The 14,935-nt window shown below is 63.2% G+C and carries 15 protein-coding genes and 1 pseudogene; 2 read left to right on the top strand and 14 right to left on the bottom strand.

The genetic code is table 11. The annotated features are described in order from the left end of the window. Window positions 1–257 precede the first annotated feature (257 nt). From hchA to B4400_RS19565, 3 genes are all read right to left on the bottom strand, one after another. Window positions 258–1,115 (bottom strand): glyoxalase III HchA, encoded by an 858-nt coding sequence (hchA, locus tag B4400_RS19575; RefSeq protein WP_078312249.1) that lies wholly within the window; start codon window positions 1,113–1,115, stop codon window positions 258–260. A gap of 92 nt (window positions 1,116–1,207) precedes the next feature. Next, complete coding sequence (locus B4400_RS19570) at window positions 1,208–1,945, bottom strand: alpha/beta fold hydrolase (protein WP_078312228.1); 738 nt, start codon at window positions 1,943–1,945, stop codon at window positions 1,208–1,210. After that, entirely contained in the window at window positions 1,942–3,414 is a 1,473-nt protein-coding gene (locus B4400_RS19565) for a flavin-containing monooxygenase (protein WP_078312227.1), read from the bottom strand. Before B4400_RS19565 ends, B4400_RS19570 begins: the two co-directional genes overlap by 4 nt. Before the next feature lie 98 nt (window positions 3,415–3,512). On the opposite strand from B4400_RS19565, the gene B4400_RS19560 reads away from it, so the two are divergent. Next, window positions 3,513–4,643, top strand: a complete 1,131-nt coding sequence (locus B4400_RS19560; RefSeq protein WP_078312226.1) for a PucR family transcriptional regulator — start codon at window positions 3,513–3,515, stop codon at window positions 4,641–4,643. Between the two features lie 238 nt (window positions 4,644–4,881). Here B4400_RS19560 and B4400_RS25090 read toward each other — a convergent pair whose 3' ends face one another. Next, window positions 4,882–5,097, bottom strand: coding sequence for a class I SAM-dependent methyltransferase (locus B4400_RS25090; protein ID WP_353615266.1), 216 nt, complete (start codon window positions 5,095–5,097; stop codon window positions 4,882–4,884). Between the two features lie 97 nt (window positions 5,098–5,194). Next, window positions 5,195–5,563: pseudogene (locus tag B4400_RS25085) on the bottom strand (GrpB family protein); the annotation flags it as partial. A gap of 273 nt (window positions 5,564–5,836) precedes the next feature. Here B4400_RS25085 and B4400_RS19545 point away from each other — a divergent pair. After that, window positions 5,837–6,016, top strand: coding sequence for a beta-ketoacyl synthase N-terminal-like domain-containing protein (locus B4400_RS19545; protein WP_078312223.1), 180 nt, complete (start codon window positions 5,837–5,839; stop codon window positions 6,014–6,016). A gap of 279 nt (window positions 6,017–6,295) precedes the next feature. Here B4400_RS19545 and B4400_RS19540 read toward each other — a convergent pair whose 3' ends face one another. The 9 genes from B4400_RS19540 to B4400_RS19500 form a co-directional block, all read right to left on the bottom strand. Then, window positions 6,296–7,198: a 3-hydroxyacyl-CoA dehydrogenase gene (locus B4400_RS19540; RefSeq protein WP_078312222.1), complete on the bottom strand. Its 903-nt coding sequence runs from the start codon at window positions 7,196–7,198 to the stop codon at window positions 6,296–6,298. Between the two features lie 150 nt (window positions 7,199–7,348). Continuing rightward, window positions 7,349–8,413: a glutathione S-transferase family protein gene (locus B4400_RS19535; protein ID WP_078312221.1), complete on the bottom strand. Its 1,065-nt coding sequence runs from the start codon at window positions 8,411–8,413 to the stop codon at window positions 7,349–7,351. A gap of 41 nt (window positions 8,414–8,454) precedes the next feature. After that, entirely contained in the window at window positions 8,455–9,129 is a 675-nt protein-coding gene (locus tag B4400_RS19530) for a hypothetical protein (protein WP_078312220.1), read from the bottom strand. Then, window positions 9,126–10,706, bottom strand: a complete 1,581-nt coding sequence (locus tag B4400_RS19525; RefSeq protein WP_078312219.1) for a hypothetical protein — start codon at window positions 10,704–10,706, stop codon at window positions 9,126–9,128. The genes B4400_RS19530 and B4400_RS19525 overlap by 4 nt, the downstream gene beginning before the upstream one ends. Window positions 10,707–10,718: 12 nt before the next feature. After that, complete coding sequence (locus tag B4400_RS19520; RefSeq protein WP_078312218.1) at window positions 10,719–11,015, bottom strand: hypothetical protein; 297 nt, start codon at window positions 11,013–11,015, stop codon at window positions 10,719–10,721. Between the two features lie 78 nt (window positions 11,016–11,093). Next, on the bottom strand, window positions 11,094–12,020 hold the full coding sequence (locus B4400_RS19515; protein WP_078312217.1) for a class I SAM-dependent methyltransferase: 927 nt from the start codon (window positions 12,018–12,020) through the stop codon (window positions 11,094–11,096). 12 nt (window positions 12,021–12,032) lie between these two features. Further along, on the bottom strand, window positions 12,033–12,959 hold the full coding sequence (locus B4400_RS19510; protein WP_078312216.1) for a class I SAM-dependent methyltransferase: 927 nt from the start codon (window positions 12,957–12,959) through the stop codon (window positions 12,033–12,035). A 1-nt stretch (window position 12,960) separates the two neighbouring features. Next, window positions 12,961–13,869 carry an SAM-dependent methyltransferase gene (locus B4400_RS19505; protein ID WP_078312215.1) on the bottom strand — a complete coding sequence of 303 codons (909 nt, stop codon included), beginning with the start codon at window positions 13,867–13,869 and terminating at the stop codon, window positions 12,961–12,963. Between the two features lie 2 nt (window positions 13,870–13,871). Further along, on the bottom strand, window positions 13,872–14,804 hold the full coding sequence (locus B4400_RS19500) for a class I SAM-dependent methyltransferase (protein ID WP_078312214.1): 933 nt from the start codon (window positions 14,802–14,804) through the stop codon (window positions 13,872–13,874). Window positions 14,805–14,935 lie beyond the last annotated feature (131 nt).

The following is a 14,935-nucleotide window of genomic DNA, read 5'->3' as shown; positions in this document are numbered from 1 at the left end:
AAACGCGACGACCGCGATCACGATCAGCGCCACCAACGGCATCCACAACGTGCCGAGGACTCGCCCAGCGCCGCCACTCGACCGTTTGCTTCGACCGCTTTTCGCGGCGATATGTCGGGAACGGAACGCACCACGACCATCGAATCCCCTCATCACATGCTCCTCGCAACCACAGACGACCTTGTTACCGCTGCTATTTAGTTCCAGATTTAGTTGGCTATCAAAATCACTCGTTCACGGGAATGCGAAGTCAGGTGCTACAGGTCGGCCTCGGACAAGAGGACGTTCGCGGCGAGTTTGCCGAGTTCGTTGGATGCCAGTGGGCTGTCGCCGGTCAGCAGCCGGCGGTCGCGGTGGACCTGGCCGGTCAGCTTTTCCGGGTTGACTACGCGTAACCCTAACGTCCGCAGTCGCTTTGAGACCAGCCACGGCAGCTGTCCGGGTAGGTAGCCGAATTTCACGTTGTCGCCCTCATCCATGGCGTCAGGAAACGAGCAGATCTCGTAGCCTTTGAGGGGATGCTGGCCCGCGGGTTTCCCGAGGCCCATCGTGATCAAGGATGCCGGGCCATGGCAGAGTGACACGATGAACTTGTCGTGCTCGAGTGCCCAGTTGAGCACCTGGCCGACCTGCTCGCTTTCCGGGATGGCGGCCAGAACTCCATGCCCGCCTGGTATGAAGACCGCGGCGTAATCGGAGGCATCACCCAGGCGGTTCTCGATCACCTCCGACAGCGTCAAGGGTGCGGCCAGTTGCGGCCAGAACTTCTCCAACGCCGCCATGACCGCCTTGTCTTTCTTCGGTAGCGCCCAGGTCTCCAGTTTCACCGAGTACCCGGCGATAGTCGCGACGTCGATGCCGAAACCGGCTGCGGCGAAGTGCATCAACGGCAATAGCATCTCGACGGGATGGTTACCGGAGGAAAAGAGTGCACCGTTCGCAGTGGGGATGTAGCGTTCCTCCGACGCGATCAACAAGATCTTCGCTCGTCCGCCGGTGTAAGCGTTGGGATAGTCGGCTCCGCTGAAGTCGGTCTTCTTCGGAATACCTACCGTGCGGCTGAGGCGCGAGGGGAAGAAGGCATTACGCTCGGCCCGATCGGGTGTCGGCCGCATGCAAGGCAGAACCGCGGGCCCCGCTTTGACGATTCGGTCTTGCTCGGGCGTTTTCATTACTCCTGGTGGTTTCGAATTGGTTCGATGGTGCGTCACGGCGTCGCTTCCGGTGTGGGGGATATCGCCCGCAGGATCGCGGTGGTCACGGCCTCGGGTTGTTCCCAGGACGGGGTGTGGCCGCAGTTAGGAAGAGTCGTCACCTCAAGATGCGGGACGAATCGGTAGTCATCGACCGCGCCAGGATTCACACGCTGATCGCGCAGGCCGAATACCACATGCGTCGGGCAGGCCAACGCGGTCAGGCGCTCCGGCAGCGGGCGCTGTTCGAGGTAGGCGTCGATGGCGCGAGTGGAGCGCAGAAACCGGTCCAGGCCGGTAGCGCGTAAGTCGTACACGAAGACATCGGGCACCGCGAAACCGGGCGCAAATGCAGTCGATAATCCTTTGCGCACAAACGATTCCGGCATGGCGCTCCAGATGGCCGGCCCGACGGCGGGCAGCCCGAGCGCGCGTTCGAGTGCTCCGCGGGCACTGGTCCGGCTGGCCCGCGTCGGAGGGGTGTTGATGAGTATCAAGTCGCCGACCAACCCGGGAAATTGCTCGGCGATCGCGGTGGCGACCAGGCCGCCCATCGAGTGGCCCACTAGTGTGACCGGCCCGCTGCGTGGATCGAGGGTCGCGCCGATTTTCCGGGCTTCGAGGTCGATACTGGCCAGACCATACAACCGCGGCGTTCGCACGCCGGGTAGCGCCGGGATGATCTTGCTCCACGCGGCGGGGGAGCTACCAAGTCCGTGGATCAGCACGACGGTGTCGTGTGGCGATGTCATGCGTTCACCTTCGATACGTCAGGCAGAGCGTGGTCCGTGGGGCGAAACTGCCGGGTCTTGAGTCGATAGGCGATGGTGGTGGACGGCCACAGATTGCTGTTGCGGCCCGTCGCATCCAAGTACCAGCTGGTGCAGCCGCCGGATGTCCAGACGCTGCCCTGGGTGAGTTTGTCGACTTCGTCGACAAACTCGGCCTGTGCGTGCAGCGTCGGCTCGATTTGGGCCAGGCCGTGGTCACGGCAGTAGCGCACCGCGTCGACGATGTCAGCGCTCTGGTTCTCGAACATTTCGATGACAGAGTTGTGGCTGAGCCCGATGTTGGGGCCGTGCATCAAGTAGGCGTTGGGAAAGCCCGCCACTGTGGTGCCGAGGTATGCACGTGGGCTGTCTTGCCAGGTCTGTGCCATGGTTCGCCCGTGTGATCCGTAGATGCGGTCGGTCAGCGGCAGACCGTCGGTCTTGAATCCAGTGCCAAGGATGATCGCATCGACCTCGTGCAGCACACCATCGTTGTCGACGACGCCGTTGTCGGTGACTTCGCGGATGCCGCTGGTGACGACGTCTGCGTTGGGTTTGTCGAGGGCCGCCCAGTATTCATTGGACAGCAGGATGCGTTTGCAGCCCAACCGGTAGTCAGGGGTCAGCTTGGCGCGCAGAGCCGGGTCGGACACCTGAGATTCGAGGTGCTTGAGCGCGGTTCGTTCGGCGAACTTCATCGCGACTGGGAATCGAAACGCGTACACCTGCAGCTCACGCTCAAGGAAGATGCGGACGCGCTGGGCGGACTGGAACACCGGCAGTGTGTGGAACAGTGCCCTCGTCCACCTGCTAATCGGCCTGTCATGGCGCGGCATCACCCACGGAGCGGTGCGCTGAAAGAGTTTGAGCTGCTTGATTTTCGGCTGTATCGCGGGAACGAACTGAATGGCCGAGGCGCCGGTGCCGATCACTGCCACTCGTTTGGGCGTCAGGTCGAATGAGTGATCCCAGCGCGCTGAGTGGAACACCGCTCCATCGAACCGGTCCAGTCCGGGCAGTCGTGGGACGACAGGGTCAGCAAGGGCGCCGGTGGCCACCACCATGTGATCGGCGACGAGTTCGCCGTTCGGTGTGGCAAATCGCCACTGGGCCAGCGCGCCGTCCCAGCGTGCTTCTTCGACCGAGGTATTCAGCCGCAGATGCGGCCGTAGTCCGTAGTCGTCGGCCGCTTTCTCCAGATAGGCCCTGATCTCGCCTTGTCGGGCGAAGGTGTGGTTCCAATCGGGATTGGGCTCAAAAGAGTAGGAATAGACGTGGCTCTGTACGTCGCACGCGGCACCGGGATAGTCGTTGTCGCGCCAGACACCGCCCACTGCAGCGGCGCGCTCGAGGATGGTGACACCAAAACCGGCTCGGCGCAGCTGGATTGCAGCGCACATGCCGGCGAAACCCGAGCCGATGACCGCAACATGGGCGCTCGTGGGATTCATGTGTTCAAGCCTGCGCCCAACAACCAGATCAAGGTATGGGCCGATGTCCAACGCTTATGCCACCTGATTGTGCAGTGGCATAAAATCGGGCGGTGGCAATGGATGATGAGGATCGCGCGCGCCAGCAGTTCGCGGATTTACTTGGCCGGATCGAGCCTCGTCTGGATGCGATCGCGGCAGATTTGACCCGGCATTACCGGGAAACCATTCCGGTGTATGACCAGGTAGACCAAAACGCGATCCGCACCTGTACGCGTGACACGCTCGCATTCATTGTGGCATCGCGGCGTGGTCTAGATCAGGTGGCGACTCTGCGCGAACTCACCGAGCTCGCACGGCGATGGGCCGATGAGGAGATTCCTCTCGATCTGGTGGCGCACACCCTCCAGGTCGCAGGGCGGCGGGTGTTCACCCTCGTGCGCCAGGAGGCGGTGGCCGCCGGAATTTCTGCCGACGACATCGATGCGATGCAAGATTACGCCTGGCAGTTGTCTACCGATTATGCCGCCGCAGTGCACGCGGTCGGGCAAGAGCGTGCGCTCGCAGGCGCTGCCCGTCGGGCCGACTTCGTCCGTAGGTTGGTCGGCGGTGCGCTGTCGCGGCCGGCGCTGGAGGCTGAGGCGAAATTTCATCGCGTCGACCTGTCCGCGAAGTACCATGTCGCATGCGCGAATTGGGATGACACAGCGTCCACCTCGGATCTGGTGGCGGGGCTACGTCGCGGTGCGACCGCCACGATGCCAGTGATCGACGCTGTGGTCGACGGCAAGATTGTTGCGTTACTGCCGCATCGTCCGCGGTTGCGCGTGGCGCAGCTGGTCGGAATCAGCCCGCCGGTGTTGGCTCACGAAGCATCAAGCGGTTATCAGCTGGCAATGGAGGCCTTGGAGGTTGCCACCAGGTATGGGCGGCGTGGCTTGGTCGACCTGTCTGATCTCGGGCCTCTTTCACTACTCGAGCAAGGCCAGGGTGCCGCCGAGCAGCTGGATGCCAGGCACCTCGAGCCGGTCCGTGCTTTGGGGCGCCCCGGTGCGGAGATCCTCACAACAGTCGCCGCATATCTCGCCCACGACCAAAAGGCAGAAGAGACCGCGAAGTCACTTTTCGTGCACCGCAACACCATTCGCTATCGGCTTACTCGATTCGCTGACTTGTCCGGTTTGAATATCGATCACACCGGCGACTTCGTCCTCGCATGGTGGTTACTGAACCGGCAGCAGCACTCCTGATCCGGCGGCCGTCAACGCTCTCGTATTGAGTCTTGGCTTTATTGCCCGACGATATGGCCTTGGGGGACAGCCGAGGGCCGTACAGTGCGGAGAGAACAGTTCATGGCACTCCATTTGGCGGCACCGCCATGCGGGTGCCCACCGCGACCCCGGGAATATTGCGCTGTCGCCCCACCCGATCATAGGACTTGGTGTAGTCCTGGTCAGGAATCCAGGTGAGTCACCCTGAGCCAGAGCGTCACGGAGGGTAAGTGCGCCAGATACAGCTTCCCCAGATGGTGGCGTAGTGGAGTTCCATGTCCGCTCCGCGGGGTGCTTGCCGGGTAGCTTCAGTGAGCATGTCGGCCTCGGGGTCGACGCCGACCGCTTCGGTAACGTGGCCTGCCAACGGCAATGCGAGTTGACCAGTCCCACAGCCAAGGTCGAGCAGACGGCCGGCGCCGTCTAAGCCCACGTGTTCGACCAGGTCTTCGATGGCGACCGCTGGGCAGTCGGGACGGTAACGCGCGTATTGCCAGGCGGTGCCCTTCAAAAGGCTGCCATCCCAGTTATCACGTCTGTCGGTCTCGCTGATGCTGGTACTCCCCCGAACGGGCGCCGTACCTAGTCTCGATCCTAAAGAATGAACGGCTCAGACCTGGTCGCCCCGGTCGGCTTCGGGTCGAGGCTTCATCTCGATACCTGATTGCTGCAGAAAGCTCGGCCACAAAGCTGCTTTTCGCCGCGGTGTATCCGTCACGATCTTCTCGATACTGTTGTGCCAGTTGCTGTTTGCGCTCGGCGTGGGCGTCTCGTGCTAAAGAGACTTTACGCAGCCGGTCCCAGAAGGCGGTCAGCTCCCGTAGGTGGGGATCGTCGTGCTGGATCAAGTAGAGGTGATGCGTTCGGTTCTCTGGCCGGGGACGCAGAAACCACAGATGCCGGGAGTACGAATCCCCCCGGCGACACCACCATCATCCGCACCTCCCGCACCCTCACCAACCTGCACCTCGCGCCCACCGGCGAACAAGGCACACTCGACCCCACCACATGAGGCCGGGGCCGATTTCTAGCAGACACATTCGAGGACCGACTCGACCCCATGCGCACCGCCGTCGTGATCGGCACCGCAAGGCCGGAGCACGCACACTCAGCGACGAACACCACGCGCTCGACACTGGCGGACCCGGCGCGGTCCCACGCAAACTGCAGTTATGGCCTGGCCGAATATGGCAGCGGCGCATATCGCGCTGCGCGACCCGCTCCACGGCCCGCTGCTGACGGTGTCGACGGCGGGCGCCCCGTCGCTGGACGCCATCGGCGTCGCCGCGCGAATGGTCGAGGCGGGTCAGGTCGACGTCGCGATCCTCGGCGTCGACCTGACCCCACCCTGATCTGCCGCCCGGTCGACCGCAGCCGCCGGGGCATCCTCGAGAACCGCGCACACGACCACTGCGGCATCCCACGTCCACGGCCCGCCTCGCAGGGGTCCAGTGTGGACGGCCTTCCCGATAGACCTAGCCCCAGCGCCGCCCGAGACATCCGCAACGCCAGGCACTTAGACGAAGCTCGCCCCTGCTGGATATAGACCGCCGATCTTCGTGCGCTGCGTCGGGCGCCGCTCTAGCGCGCACAGCGGCAGCTGCAGATCAGTCGCCGGTCTAGCTGAACCGTCAGCTCAGCTTCCAATCCTCGACGGGCTGCTTGCGGTTGCCGTCGGAATCGTAGGTGAAAAAGCCCTCGCCGTCGCCGAGGCCGGCCTTGCCGGCGTCGATGCTCTTCTCGAGCAGGTCGCCGAACTTCTGCAGCCGTTCGTCGTCCTTGTCGTTTCGGATGATGTTGAGCGCGACGTTGAAACCCACCGTGTCGTAGTCCTCGAACGGTCCCGAGGGCGAACCGGTGGCGATCCGCCAGACCTTGTCGATGTCAGCGGGGTTGGCGACGCCATCGACGTAGAGGCGGGCCGCAGCGCCGAGGAACGGGATGCTCAGGCTGTTGAGGATGTAGCCCGGGGTCTCCTTGCGCACCGGAATCGGCTCGAGGCCAATCTCTGAGGCGAATTCGAGGACTGTGTCGAAGTACTTCGGGTCGGTCTTCTCCGCGACCATCACCTCGCCGGTGTTGCTTGACCACACCAGGTTGGCGAAGTGAAGGGCGAGGAATTTCTCCGGGCGGCCGGTGGCGTCGGCAAAATCGCTGGGCCGCAGCGAGGAGGTGTTCGTCGTGAAGATCGTCTTCGCGGGGGCGGCCCCGCCGACCTGCGACCACACCTTCCTCTTGAGGTCGAGGTTCTCCGGGATGGCCTCGATCACGATGTCGGCGTCGGCGACCGCCGCGGCGATGTCCGTGGTGGTCGCGATGGACTCGATCGCCTCCTCGAAGCGCTTCTGGTCGAAGTCGGGCAGATCGCGCTTGTAGTAGCCGCGCATCCACTCCCAGCGGTCGGGGAGCTTGGCTAGCAACTCCTCGGAGATGTCGTAGCCGGTGACGGCTTTGCCGTGGTAGGCGGCCTGCATCATGATCTGTGAGCCGAGCACACCGGTGCCTAAAACTGTCACGCGCTGGATGTCTGTCATGGTTTCCTTCTGCTCAAAGTTCTGCTGTCACTGCAGGTCCCCGCAGCGACTACCCGACCGATTCCAGTTTCGTCGCCTCGGATATCTATGTGAATGGGCGCACGCGCCAACCGGAGTGCCCACGTTCGTGCGCGTGCACAAAGCAACGACCTAGAACGTCGTAGATGTTGACTTCATCCTCAATACTGGTGCGGCGCACGCGGGCGCGGAATCTGGCACGCGTTCCGACTCGCTCGGCGGACCCGGCGGAGTGCCACCACCGAACGGGCGACCACCCAATGCCTCGCGGTCGTGGGCGGTGCTCCAGCCACGTAAATCCGGCCCCTTGGGGACGATGCGCGTGGGATTGATATCGGTGTGCACCACGTAGTAGTGCTCCTTGATCTGACCGAAGTCGACGGTGTCTCCGAAGCCCGGTGTCTGATACAGATCGCGCGCGTAAGCCCACAGCACCGGCATCTCGCTCAGCTTCTCGCGATTGCATTTGAAGTGCCCATGGTAGACCGGATCGAACCGGACCAGGGTGGTGAACAGCCGCACATCGGCTTCTGTGATGGTGTCACCTACGAGATAGCGTTGTCCGGCAAGCCTTTCCGATAACCAATCCAGTGCCACGAACAGCCGGTCATAGGCGGCGTCATAGGCATCCTGGTCTCCGGCGAAACCGCAGCGATAGACGCCGTTGTTGACCTCGGTGTAGACGCGGCGGTTCACCTCGTCGATTTCGGAGCGCAGCGCCTCCGGGTACAGCTCAGGTGCGCCGGGCCGGTGGTATTCCGTCCATTCTGTGGAGAAGTCCAGCGTCATCTGCGCGTAGTCGTTGGTGACCACCTCGCCCGTGGCCTCTTCAACTATCGCGGGCACGGTGATACCGCGCGGATAGTCCGGGTACCGCTTGAGGTAGGCATCGCGCAAGAAGTGGATGCCCAAGACGGGATCGAGCCCACCCGGGTCAAGATCGAAGGTCCAGCTGCGCTTGTCGTGCGTGGGCCCGCAGAGTCCAAGCGATAGCGCACTTTCCAGCCCAAGCAGCCTGCGGACAATGAGCGTCCGGTTGGCCCAGGGACAGGCACGTGCCGCAACAAGTCGGTATCTGCCGGGCTCTACGGAGTAGCCATCGCGGCCGTCTGCCGTGATCCGGGTGTCGATGTAGTTGGTGTCCCGCTTGAACTCGCCGGGCTCGACGTACTTGGTGTTCTCCGGGTTCTGGCTCACACACCCCAGTCTGGCACTGTCAGCGTTTGAGGCAACGTGCGTCAGCGCGCCGATCCGTCAGGTTCGCCCTTCTCGTTCAGCGGCTGTCCGCCCATAACACCCTGGACAATGCCTAACGGAAATGCCGAAGTCGCATTGGAGCCGACAGTGGGCGCATCAGGTATCGCCAGGCACGTGGTGTCAATCGCGACGCCGGGCAGATTCGGCCAACCTCTATCCGAGTGATACTGGGCGAAAGCGTTGATCTCCATGTTGACCATCCCCTGTCCGTCCGGGTCGGGATCGACACGGTAAGCCGTCAGCTGTGCGATGGCGGCATTCTCAGGATCGGTCGGCGACTTCTCGAGATTGACTTCAACACCAGACAGGGTCTGGGGTGCACTCACCGACGACATGGGCCGCGCCACGGAGCCGCAGTGGGCATAGGTCAGTACCCATCCGTTCTGCAGGGCCTGTTGTGTCTCTCGGGTGACAATGTCCAATGGATCACTGCGTGTGAAAGACGCAGTCCTGACCACCGACTCACGTGAGATGTTGTTCAGCCCGTTGTACGAGGCGTGGTACACCTTGGCGGGAGCAAGCCAGGCATCCGCCGCCAGCCGGGTAGATCGCGCCGCGTCCACAGCGTTCGGCTCGAAGGTCTCGGGGTGCTTAGGACACGACGCGGCCAGCACGAAAACCAGCAACAGCACCGGTGAAAGTCGTAGGACCTTCACTTCGGAACCACCTCACCCCAGGGCCGATAGCGCGTTTCGCCACCAAACGATATTCGGTTGTTGACGAAATCATCCTTCGGGATTGTCATCTTCTGTCCAGAAGAGGGCTCGTAGATTTCCAGTGAGTCGCCCTGCATACCGGTGACCAGGACGATGTGTCCGTGGACTCCGCTGCCAACAAATAGCGGAACAGACTGGCCGGACTGAACGGCCGCACTGATTGCTTGGTAATCCCCGGACGGACCCAGCGGGTTCGCCACCTGGAATTCGTACGCACTCCCCGGGACACCCGGACCCCCGGGTTTGCCCATCTCGTCGGCCGCGCCATAAGGCGGGGTACCGAAAGTTTCGGGCCAGTTGGTGCCCCAACCGGGGACAATCGCATTGTTGGTCAAGTCATGCATCTTCTTTGCTTCGTCCGCAAACCTGGATTTGACCTCCCCCGGGCTTATCGATTCGCCGGGATGCGGCGGTACGGAACCCGTTGCGTCATAGCCCGTAAGCATCTTCATGGCATACACAGGGTCATTGATCATCTTGGCGACGACAAGCGAGGATGACCCACACGTGGTGCCGTCCGGCTGCTTCAAGATCTCCGGGTGGTTCTTGGCGTACTCCACCGGGTCAAGCTCACGCACCTGTTGATCATCCATAAGTGCTAACTTTTCCGAGAAGCGTTGCAAAGTACCAACATCCGTGCCCCGCGCGAGAGCCGCGATGATCCAATTCCGCCGCGCCTCGTCCTTCGCGCCGTCCAGCATCGCCTGCGCCTTGGCGCGATCCTCGGGACTCATCGCCGCCAGATTGGCATCGGCACGTTCTTGGACGCCCGGCCGCAAACCGGTTCCGTCCTTGTGCCCGTCCGGGTCGTTCTTGACGTCCGACCAATTGTTGACCGAACCGATGGCACCCGCCGCGACAGAGGTGTGGTCGGGCAATGTGATGCCCTCCAACGCCTTTCCGAGCTCACCCTTGCCGGTGTTGACCGCCTTATCGGCGTCTCCGTACGCACCGGCGAGCTCCTCCACCCCATGCACGACGTCGCCCACGAGCTTGCGCACATACGGGATCGCATCGAACGGGTTCTTCGGAATGTTGTTCCAGTCGACGTCGTCCTTCAGTGAATTGAACGCGTTGTGCCACCGATCGCGCGCCTTCTCCATCGACCCACCGAAGGTATCCAGAGAACTCGCGACCCCGGTCGCGGCCGGACCGATGGTGGTGGATCGCGTCTTGAAGTTCGCGATGCTGGTGCGGGCCTTGTCCCCGGTTGTTTCACCGTACGGATCACCTGACGTCCGCCCCCACACCGACTCGGGGATGGTGTTTTGCGCTTGCTGGACATCGTTGGCATGCCACTCCCCCATGGCGGGCGCCATTTCCCGCCAGCGCGCCGCCACCTCCCGCACCGTTTCCGGGTCGGGCGGAGGGGGTTCGGTGGCCACGGAGATGACCTTGCGGACCGCCGCAACGACCTTTCTGGCAATCGGCCAGACGGTGCTCACACTGATCTCACCGATCTGTCGCAGGTCGGCGATTACCTGCTCCAGCTGCTTTTGCGTGTCGCCCAGCGTCATCAGGCACCGGCCCTAGTTGAGCACCGGGAACTTGATACCGGCGTCGCTGAGATTCCCCGCGTTGCGCTGATCCATCTCGACAAGCGCCTTGGTGCACGTGCGGATGTTCTGCGAAATCTCCTTCTGCACAGCCGAAACCGTGCCCAGCGCACCCGATACCCGGTTGCGCGCGGCATTCATGGCGTCGGTCAGATCACCGAGATCCTTGCCCTCGGTGGCGCGTAGCTTCGCCTTGGCGAACTCGACATGCGTATCCGTCGCGTCCAGTTGTGCCGCGCATTTTTCCGTCGCTACCGGGTCGATTTTCATGTGTTCCCCCTCTGAACATGCCCCTCCCGCATGTTAGCCCGGAACATCGCACCCAGCCAGTCCCTGAGGATAGGCCTCTTAGCTCGGCAAAACGGCGGTGACGTAGTTGCCCTGCTTGACCAGTTCGAGGACCTCCTCGGGCAGCTCCGGGATATCGACGCCATACTCGGCAGCCAATTCCAGAACGTGTGCACCCTGGACCGTCCACCCCCGCGCGGCAAACCACTCCGCCACATCGGCCCGCTCTTCGTCGTAGAACAGCGTGGTGATGTCCACCTTGGACATGGGATGGTTGTCGTCCGCGTACTTCTTCTGGACCTCGCCCCATTTGGCGATGTTGGGCCTGCCCCGGGTGGCTTCCACCGCGACCTGACTGCCCGGCGCCGAAAGCGCCACGACCCTCTCGAACAACAGATCCTGTGCCGCCGAAGGCAAATACACAATCAGGCCTTCGGCCGACCATGCCGTAGGAACCTCCGGATCGAATCCGGCAGCAAGCAAGGCGGCGGGCCAATCCTCACGCAGATCGATAGCGACCTCGCGCCGATCACTCGTGACTGTGGCGCCCTGCTCGTCGAGCACGCGATCCTTGAACCCCAGCACCTGGGGCTGATCCAGTTCGAAGACCTTGGTGCCCTCGGGCCACGGCAACCGGTGCGCACGCACATCCAGTCCGGCAGCGAGTATCACCGCCTGCTGGCAACCCGAATTCGTCGCACGCACAAAGAACTCATCGAAGAACTTGCTGCGCAATCCGATCTGCCGCAGCGCCGTGGTGGGGTTGAGATTCTGCGTCTCCGGATTGTCCAGCAACCCGATCAGGTGCGGTTCACCCGCAGCACGCACGAAATGCTCCGCGTAGCTGTCCCGCACCAACGGGTCGACCTGCGTGTTCTCCAGCGCCCGTGCCGCAGCCACGCCCAGCGCCGTGAACCCGACGCTCGACACGATGTCCCATGAGTCGCCGTCGCTGCGCGACCAATCCTTGTCGGCAATATCGGTCATTGATAAATCCTTTCAGGCAGGCAGGGAGCAAGTCAGGTAGTGCATGGCGCCGGCCAGCTCCCGGATGTCCTCCGGGACTTCCGGATGCTCGACGCCGTAGCGGTCGGCCAGATCAAACATGTTCAGCCCCTCGGTGTTCCATCCGCGCGCCGAGAACCACTCGATGGGTGGCGTCTTCTCCTCGTCATAGAACAATCCGGTGATGTCGATCTTGCCGAAGGTGTCCTTTTCGGACCGGTACTTCTGCTCCACCTTCGCGAACTGACTCATCCCGAGCGTGCCCGTCGGGCCCTCGATGGCGGCGCGGCTACCGGGAGCGGACAGTTCAACGACCCGCTCGAACAGCAGGTCTTGCGCCGTCGCAGGCAGATACGGCAGCAGCCCTTCGGCCGACCATGCGGTGGGCTGGCTGGGATCGAATCCGGCCTCCGTGAGTGCGGCCGGCCAGTCGTCGCGCAGGTCGACGGCGACGGCACGGCGATCACAGGTCGGTGCGGCGCCCTGCTCGGCATACACGCCGTCCTTGAAGGCGAGCACCTGCGGCTGATCCAGCTCGTACACCGTGACACCGGCGGGCCATGCAAGCCGATGTGCCCGCGAGTCCAGCCCCGCTGCCAAGATCACCGCCTGCTTGATCCCGGCGGCCGCCGCGTCGAGGAAGAACTCATCGAAGAATCGGCTGCGCATGCCCATGCCGCGCAGATACTCGAACGGGGATGCCTGCGGCGCATCACGTTTGGTAATCGTGTCGATCAAATGCGGTTCGCCCGCGGCGAGCACGAAGTGCTTGGCGAACTGGTCCACGATCAGCGCGTCGGGCCGCTCGCTCTCCACGGCGCGCTGCGCGCTGACGCCGAGTGCGGTGTACCCCACGCTGGACACGATGTCCCAGGAGTCGCCGTCGCTGCGGGTCCAGTTTCCTTGGTCGGTGCTTGTCATCTCAGCCTCTCGGATGGTCTCGGATAGCGGTAAAGAACTTGGTGCTCAGGAATTTTTCAAATGCTTGCGGCAGGTCGTGCAGTGGCCGGCCGTAGGTCACCGCGGCGTCTATCAGGTTGGCATCGGCAACCGTCCAACCGCGCTCGGCCAACCAGGCCTTGGTGTCCACCCGCGGATCGTCGAACCACAGGTCACGCAGATTCGGTTGTGCCTCACCATCACTGGTGTCGTCAACAGCCGTCGCGATGGAAGCCGCAAGACGCTCCAGCTCACCCGGGTTGGGACCCAGTTCGGCGGCCACCCGGCTGCCGGGGGCCGACAACTCGTTCAGCCTCTCGAACAGAGCATCCTGCGCCGCACCCGGTAGATAGGGCAACAGCCCTTCAAGAATCCACCCCGTCGGCTGACCGGTGTCAAAACCCGCCTCGCGCAAGGCGGTCGGCCAATCGTCCCGCAAGTCGACGGCCACCGTCACCCGAATAGCACTCGGCTGCGCCCCGGATCGCCGCAAGACCTCATCTTTGAACTGCAACACCTTCGGCTGATCCAACTCGAAAACGGTAGTCACGGCGGGCCACGGCAATCGGTATGCGCGCGAATCCAACCCGGCGGCCAAAATCACGTGCTGACGCACTCCGGCACCTGCCGCATCGGCGAAGAAGTTGTCGAAAAATCGCGTCCGCACGCCGACCCACTGTGCGTTGAAGGCCGCGGCGCTCGTCATATCTCCGCTGGCCACCGCCGCGGCAAGTTTCGGCGCGCCCGCCGCCGCGACGAAACCGGCGGCGTGCTCGTCATATGCCAGCGGCGGATCCAACTTGGCGTCGAGCGCGCGTCCCGCCGCCACCGCGAGCGCCGTGTAGCCCACGCTCGTCACGATGTCCCAGGAGTCCCCCTCGGTGCGCACCATGCCTACGCGCCGAGCACCGCGGTGAAGTACCGACTTTGTCCCATGGCGTCGGTGAGTTCGTGCTGGCCCGCCAGCGGAGCCCGGTTGTATCGCTTCAGAAGTTCGCCGGCGGTGGTCGCCTCGACGGTCCATCCGTGGTTGGTCAACCACTGCGCCGGATCCTCGCGCTCATCTCCGAACCACAGGCTCGACGGGGCGGCATCTTCCTCGGTAATGCTCTTGAAGATCCGCTGTAGCGCGCCGTCCTCGTTCTCCATCGCGTTCGACATCCGATCCGCCTGGGTGCCGGGAGCGCCGAAGTCCTCGACCGCGACCCGGCTTCCCGGCGCGGACAGGTCGACAATGCGCTGGAACAGCAGGTCCTGGGCGGCACCGGGCAAGAAGGGAAGCAGCCCCTCGGCCAGCCACGCTGTGGGCTGGGTGTGATCGAATCCCGCTGCGCTCAGTGCTGCGGGCCAATCCTCGCGGAGGTCGACGTGCAAATCGTGGACAGTGGCCGTCGCCTGCACCCCATGCTCGTCGAGAACCTTTCTCTTGAACTCGAGCACCTTCGGGAGGTCAAGCTCGTAGACCGTGGTGCCAGCTGCCCAGGGCAGTCGGTATCCACGAACATCGAGCCCCGCCGCCAGAATCACGGCCTGGCGGACTCCCGCGTCCCCGGCGGCCAGAAAGAAGTCATCGAAGTACTTCGTCCGTGCCCCGAGATAGCTCGAGAACAGCTGCACATCGGGCTCCTGGGCGACGGCGGGGTCCTCCAGCAGCTCGGAGAAGATCGGTGCCTCAGTCTTGGTCGCGGCCACAAAGTGCTGCGCATAGTCGTCCCGCGCAAGCGGCTCTGCCTTACGCGCCTCGACGGCACGCATGGCAGAGACGATGAGCGCGGTCGCGCCCACGCTCGTCACGATGTCCCAGGTGTCACCTTCGGTTCTGGCCACAGCAGTGTCTCCCATCAAACGCGTATGTCAGGTGTGCGTACATCTAAAACTGCAGGTCAAGGGGTTTTACCTATGAAAAGTTCGCACAACTAACTACAGTACGCCGATTGACTGGGAGCGCCACTGATCCT

It is taken from the genome of Mycobacterium sp. D16Q13 (assembly GCF_002013375.1).
GTDB lineage: Bacteria > Actinomycetota > Actinomycetes > Mycobacteriales > Mycobacteriaceae > Mycobacterium.
This window is presented reverse-complemented; position numbering and strand designations above follow the sequence as displayed.

Bases quoted from the DNA above. Each gene is read 5' to 3' on its own strand.
- B4400_RS19570 (WP_078312228.1), bottom strand. From the start codon at position 1,945: ATGACATCGCCACACGACACCGTCGTGCTGATCCACGGACTTGGTAGC.
- B4400_RS19520 (WP_078312218.1), bottom strand. From the start codon at position 11,015: ATGAAAATCGACCCGGTAGCGACGGAAAAATGCGCGGCACAACTGGAC.
- B4400_RS19545 (WP_078312223.1), top strand. From the start codon at position 5,837: ATGGCCTGGCCGAATATGGCAGCGGCGCATATCGCGCTGCGCGACCCG.
- hchA (WP_078312249.1), bottom strand. From the start codon at position 1,115: ATGCGGCCGACACCCGATCGGGCCGAGCGTAATGCCTTCTTCCCCTCG.
- B4400_RS19525 (WP_078312219.1), bottom strand. From the start codon at position 10,706: ATGACGCTGGGCGACACGCAAAAGCAGCTGGAGCAGGTAATCGCCGAC.
- B4400_RS19510 (WP_078312216.1), bottom strand. From the start codon at position 12,959: ATGACAAGCACCGACCAAGGAAACTGGACCCGCAGCGACGGCGACTCC.
- B4400_RS19565 (WP_078312227.1), bottom strand. From the start codon at position 3,414: ATGAATCCCACGAGCGCCCATGTTGCGGTCATCGGCTCGGGTTTCGCC.
- B4400_RS19540 (WP_078312222.1), bottom strand. From the start codon at position 7,198: ATGACAGACATCCAGCGCGTGACAGTTTTAGGCACCGGTGTGCTCGGC.
- B4400_RS19505 (WP_078312215.1), bottom strand. From the start codon at position 13,869: ATGGTGCGCACCGAGGGGGACTCCTGGGACATCGTGACGAGCGTGGGC.
- B4400_RS19515 (WP_078312217.1), bottom strand. From the start codon at position 12,020: ATGACCGATATTGCCGACAAGGATTGGTCGCGCAGCGACGGCGACTCA.
- B4400_RS19560 (WP_078312226.1), top strand. From the start codon at position 3,513: ATGGATGATGAGGATCGCGCGCGCCAGCAGTTCGCGGATTTACTTGGC.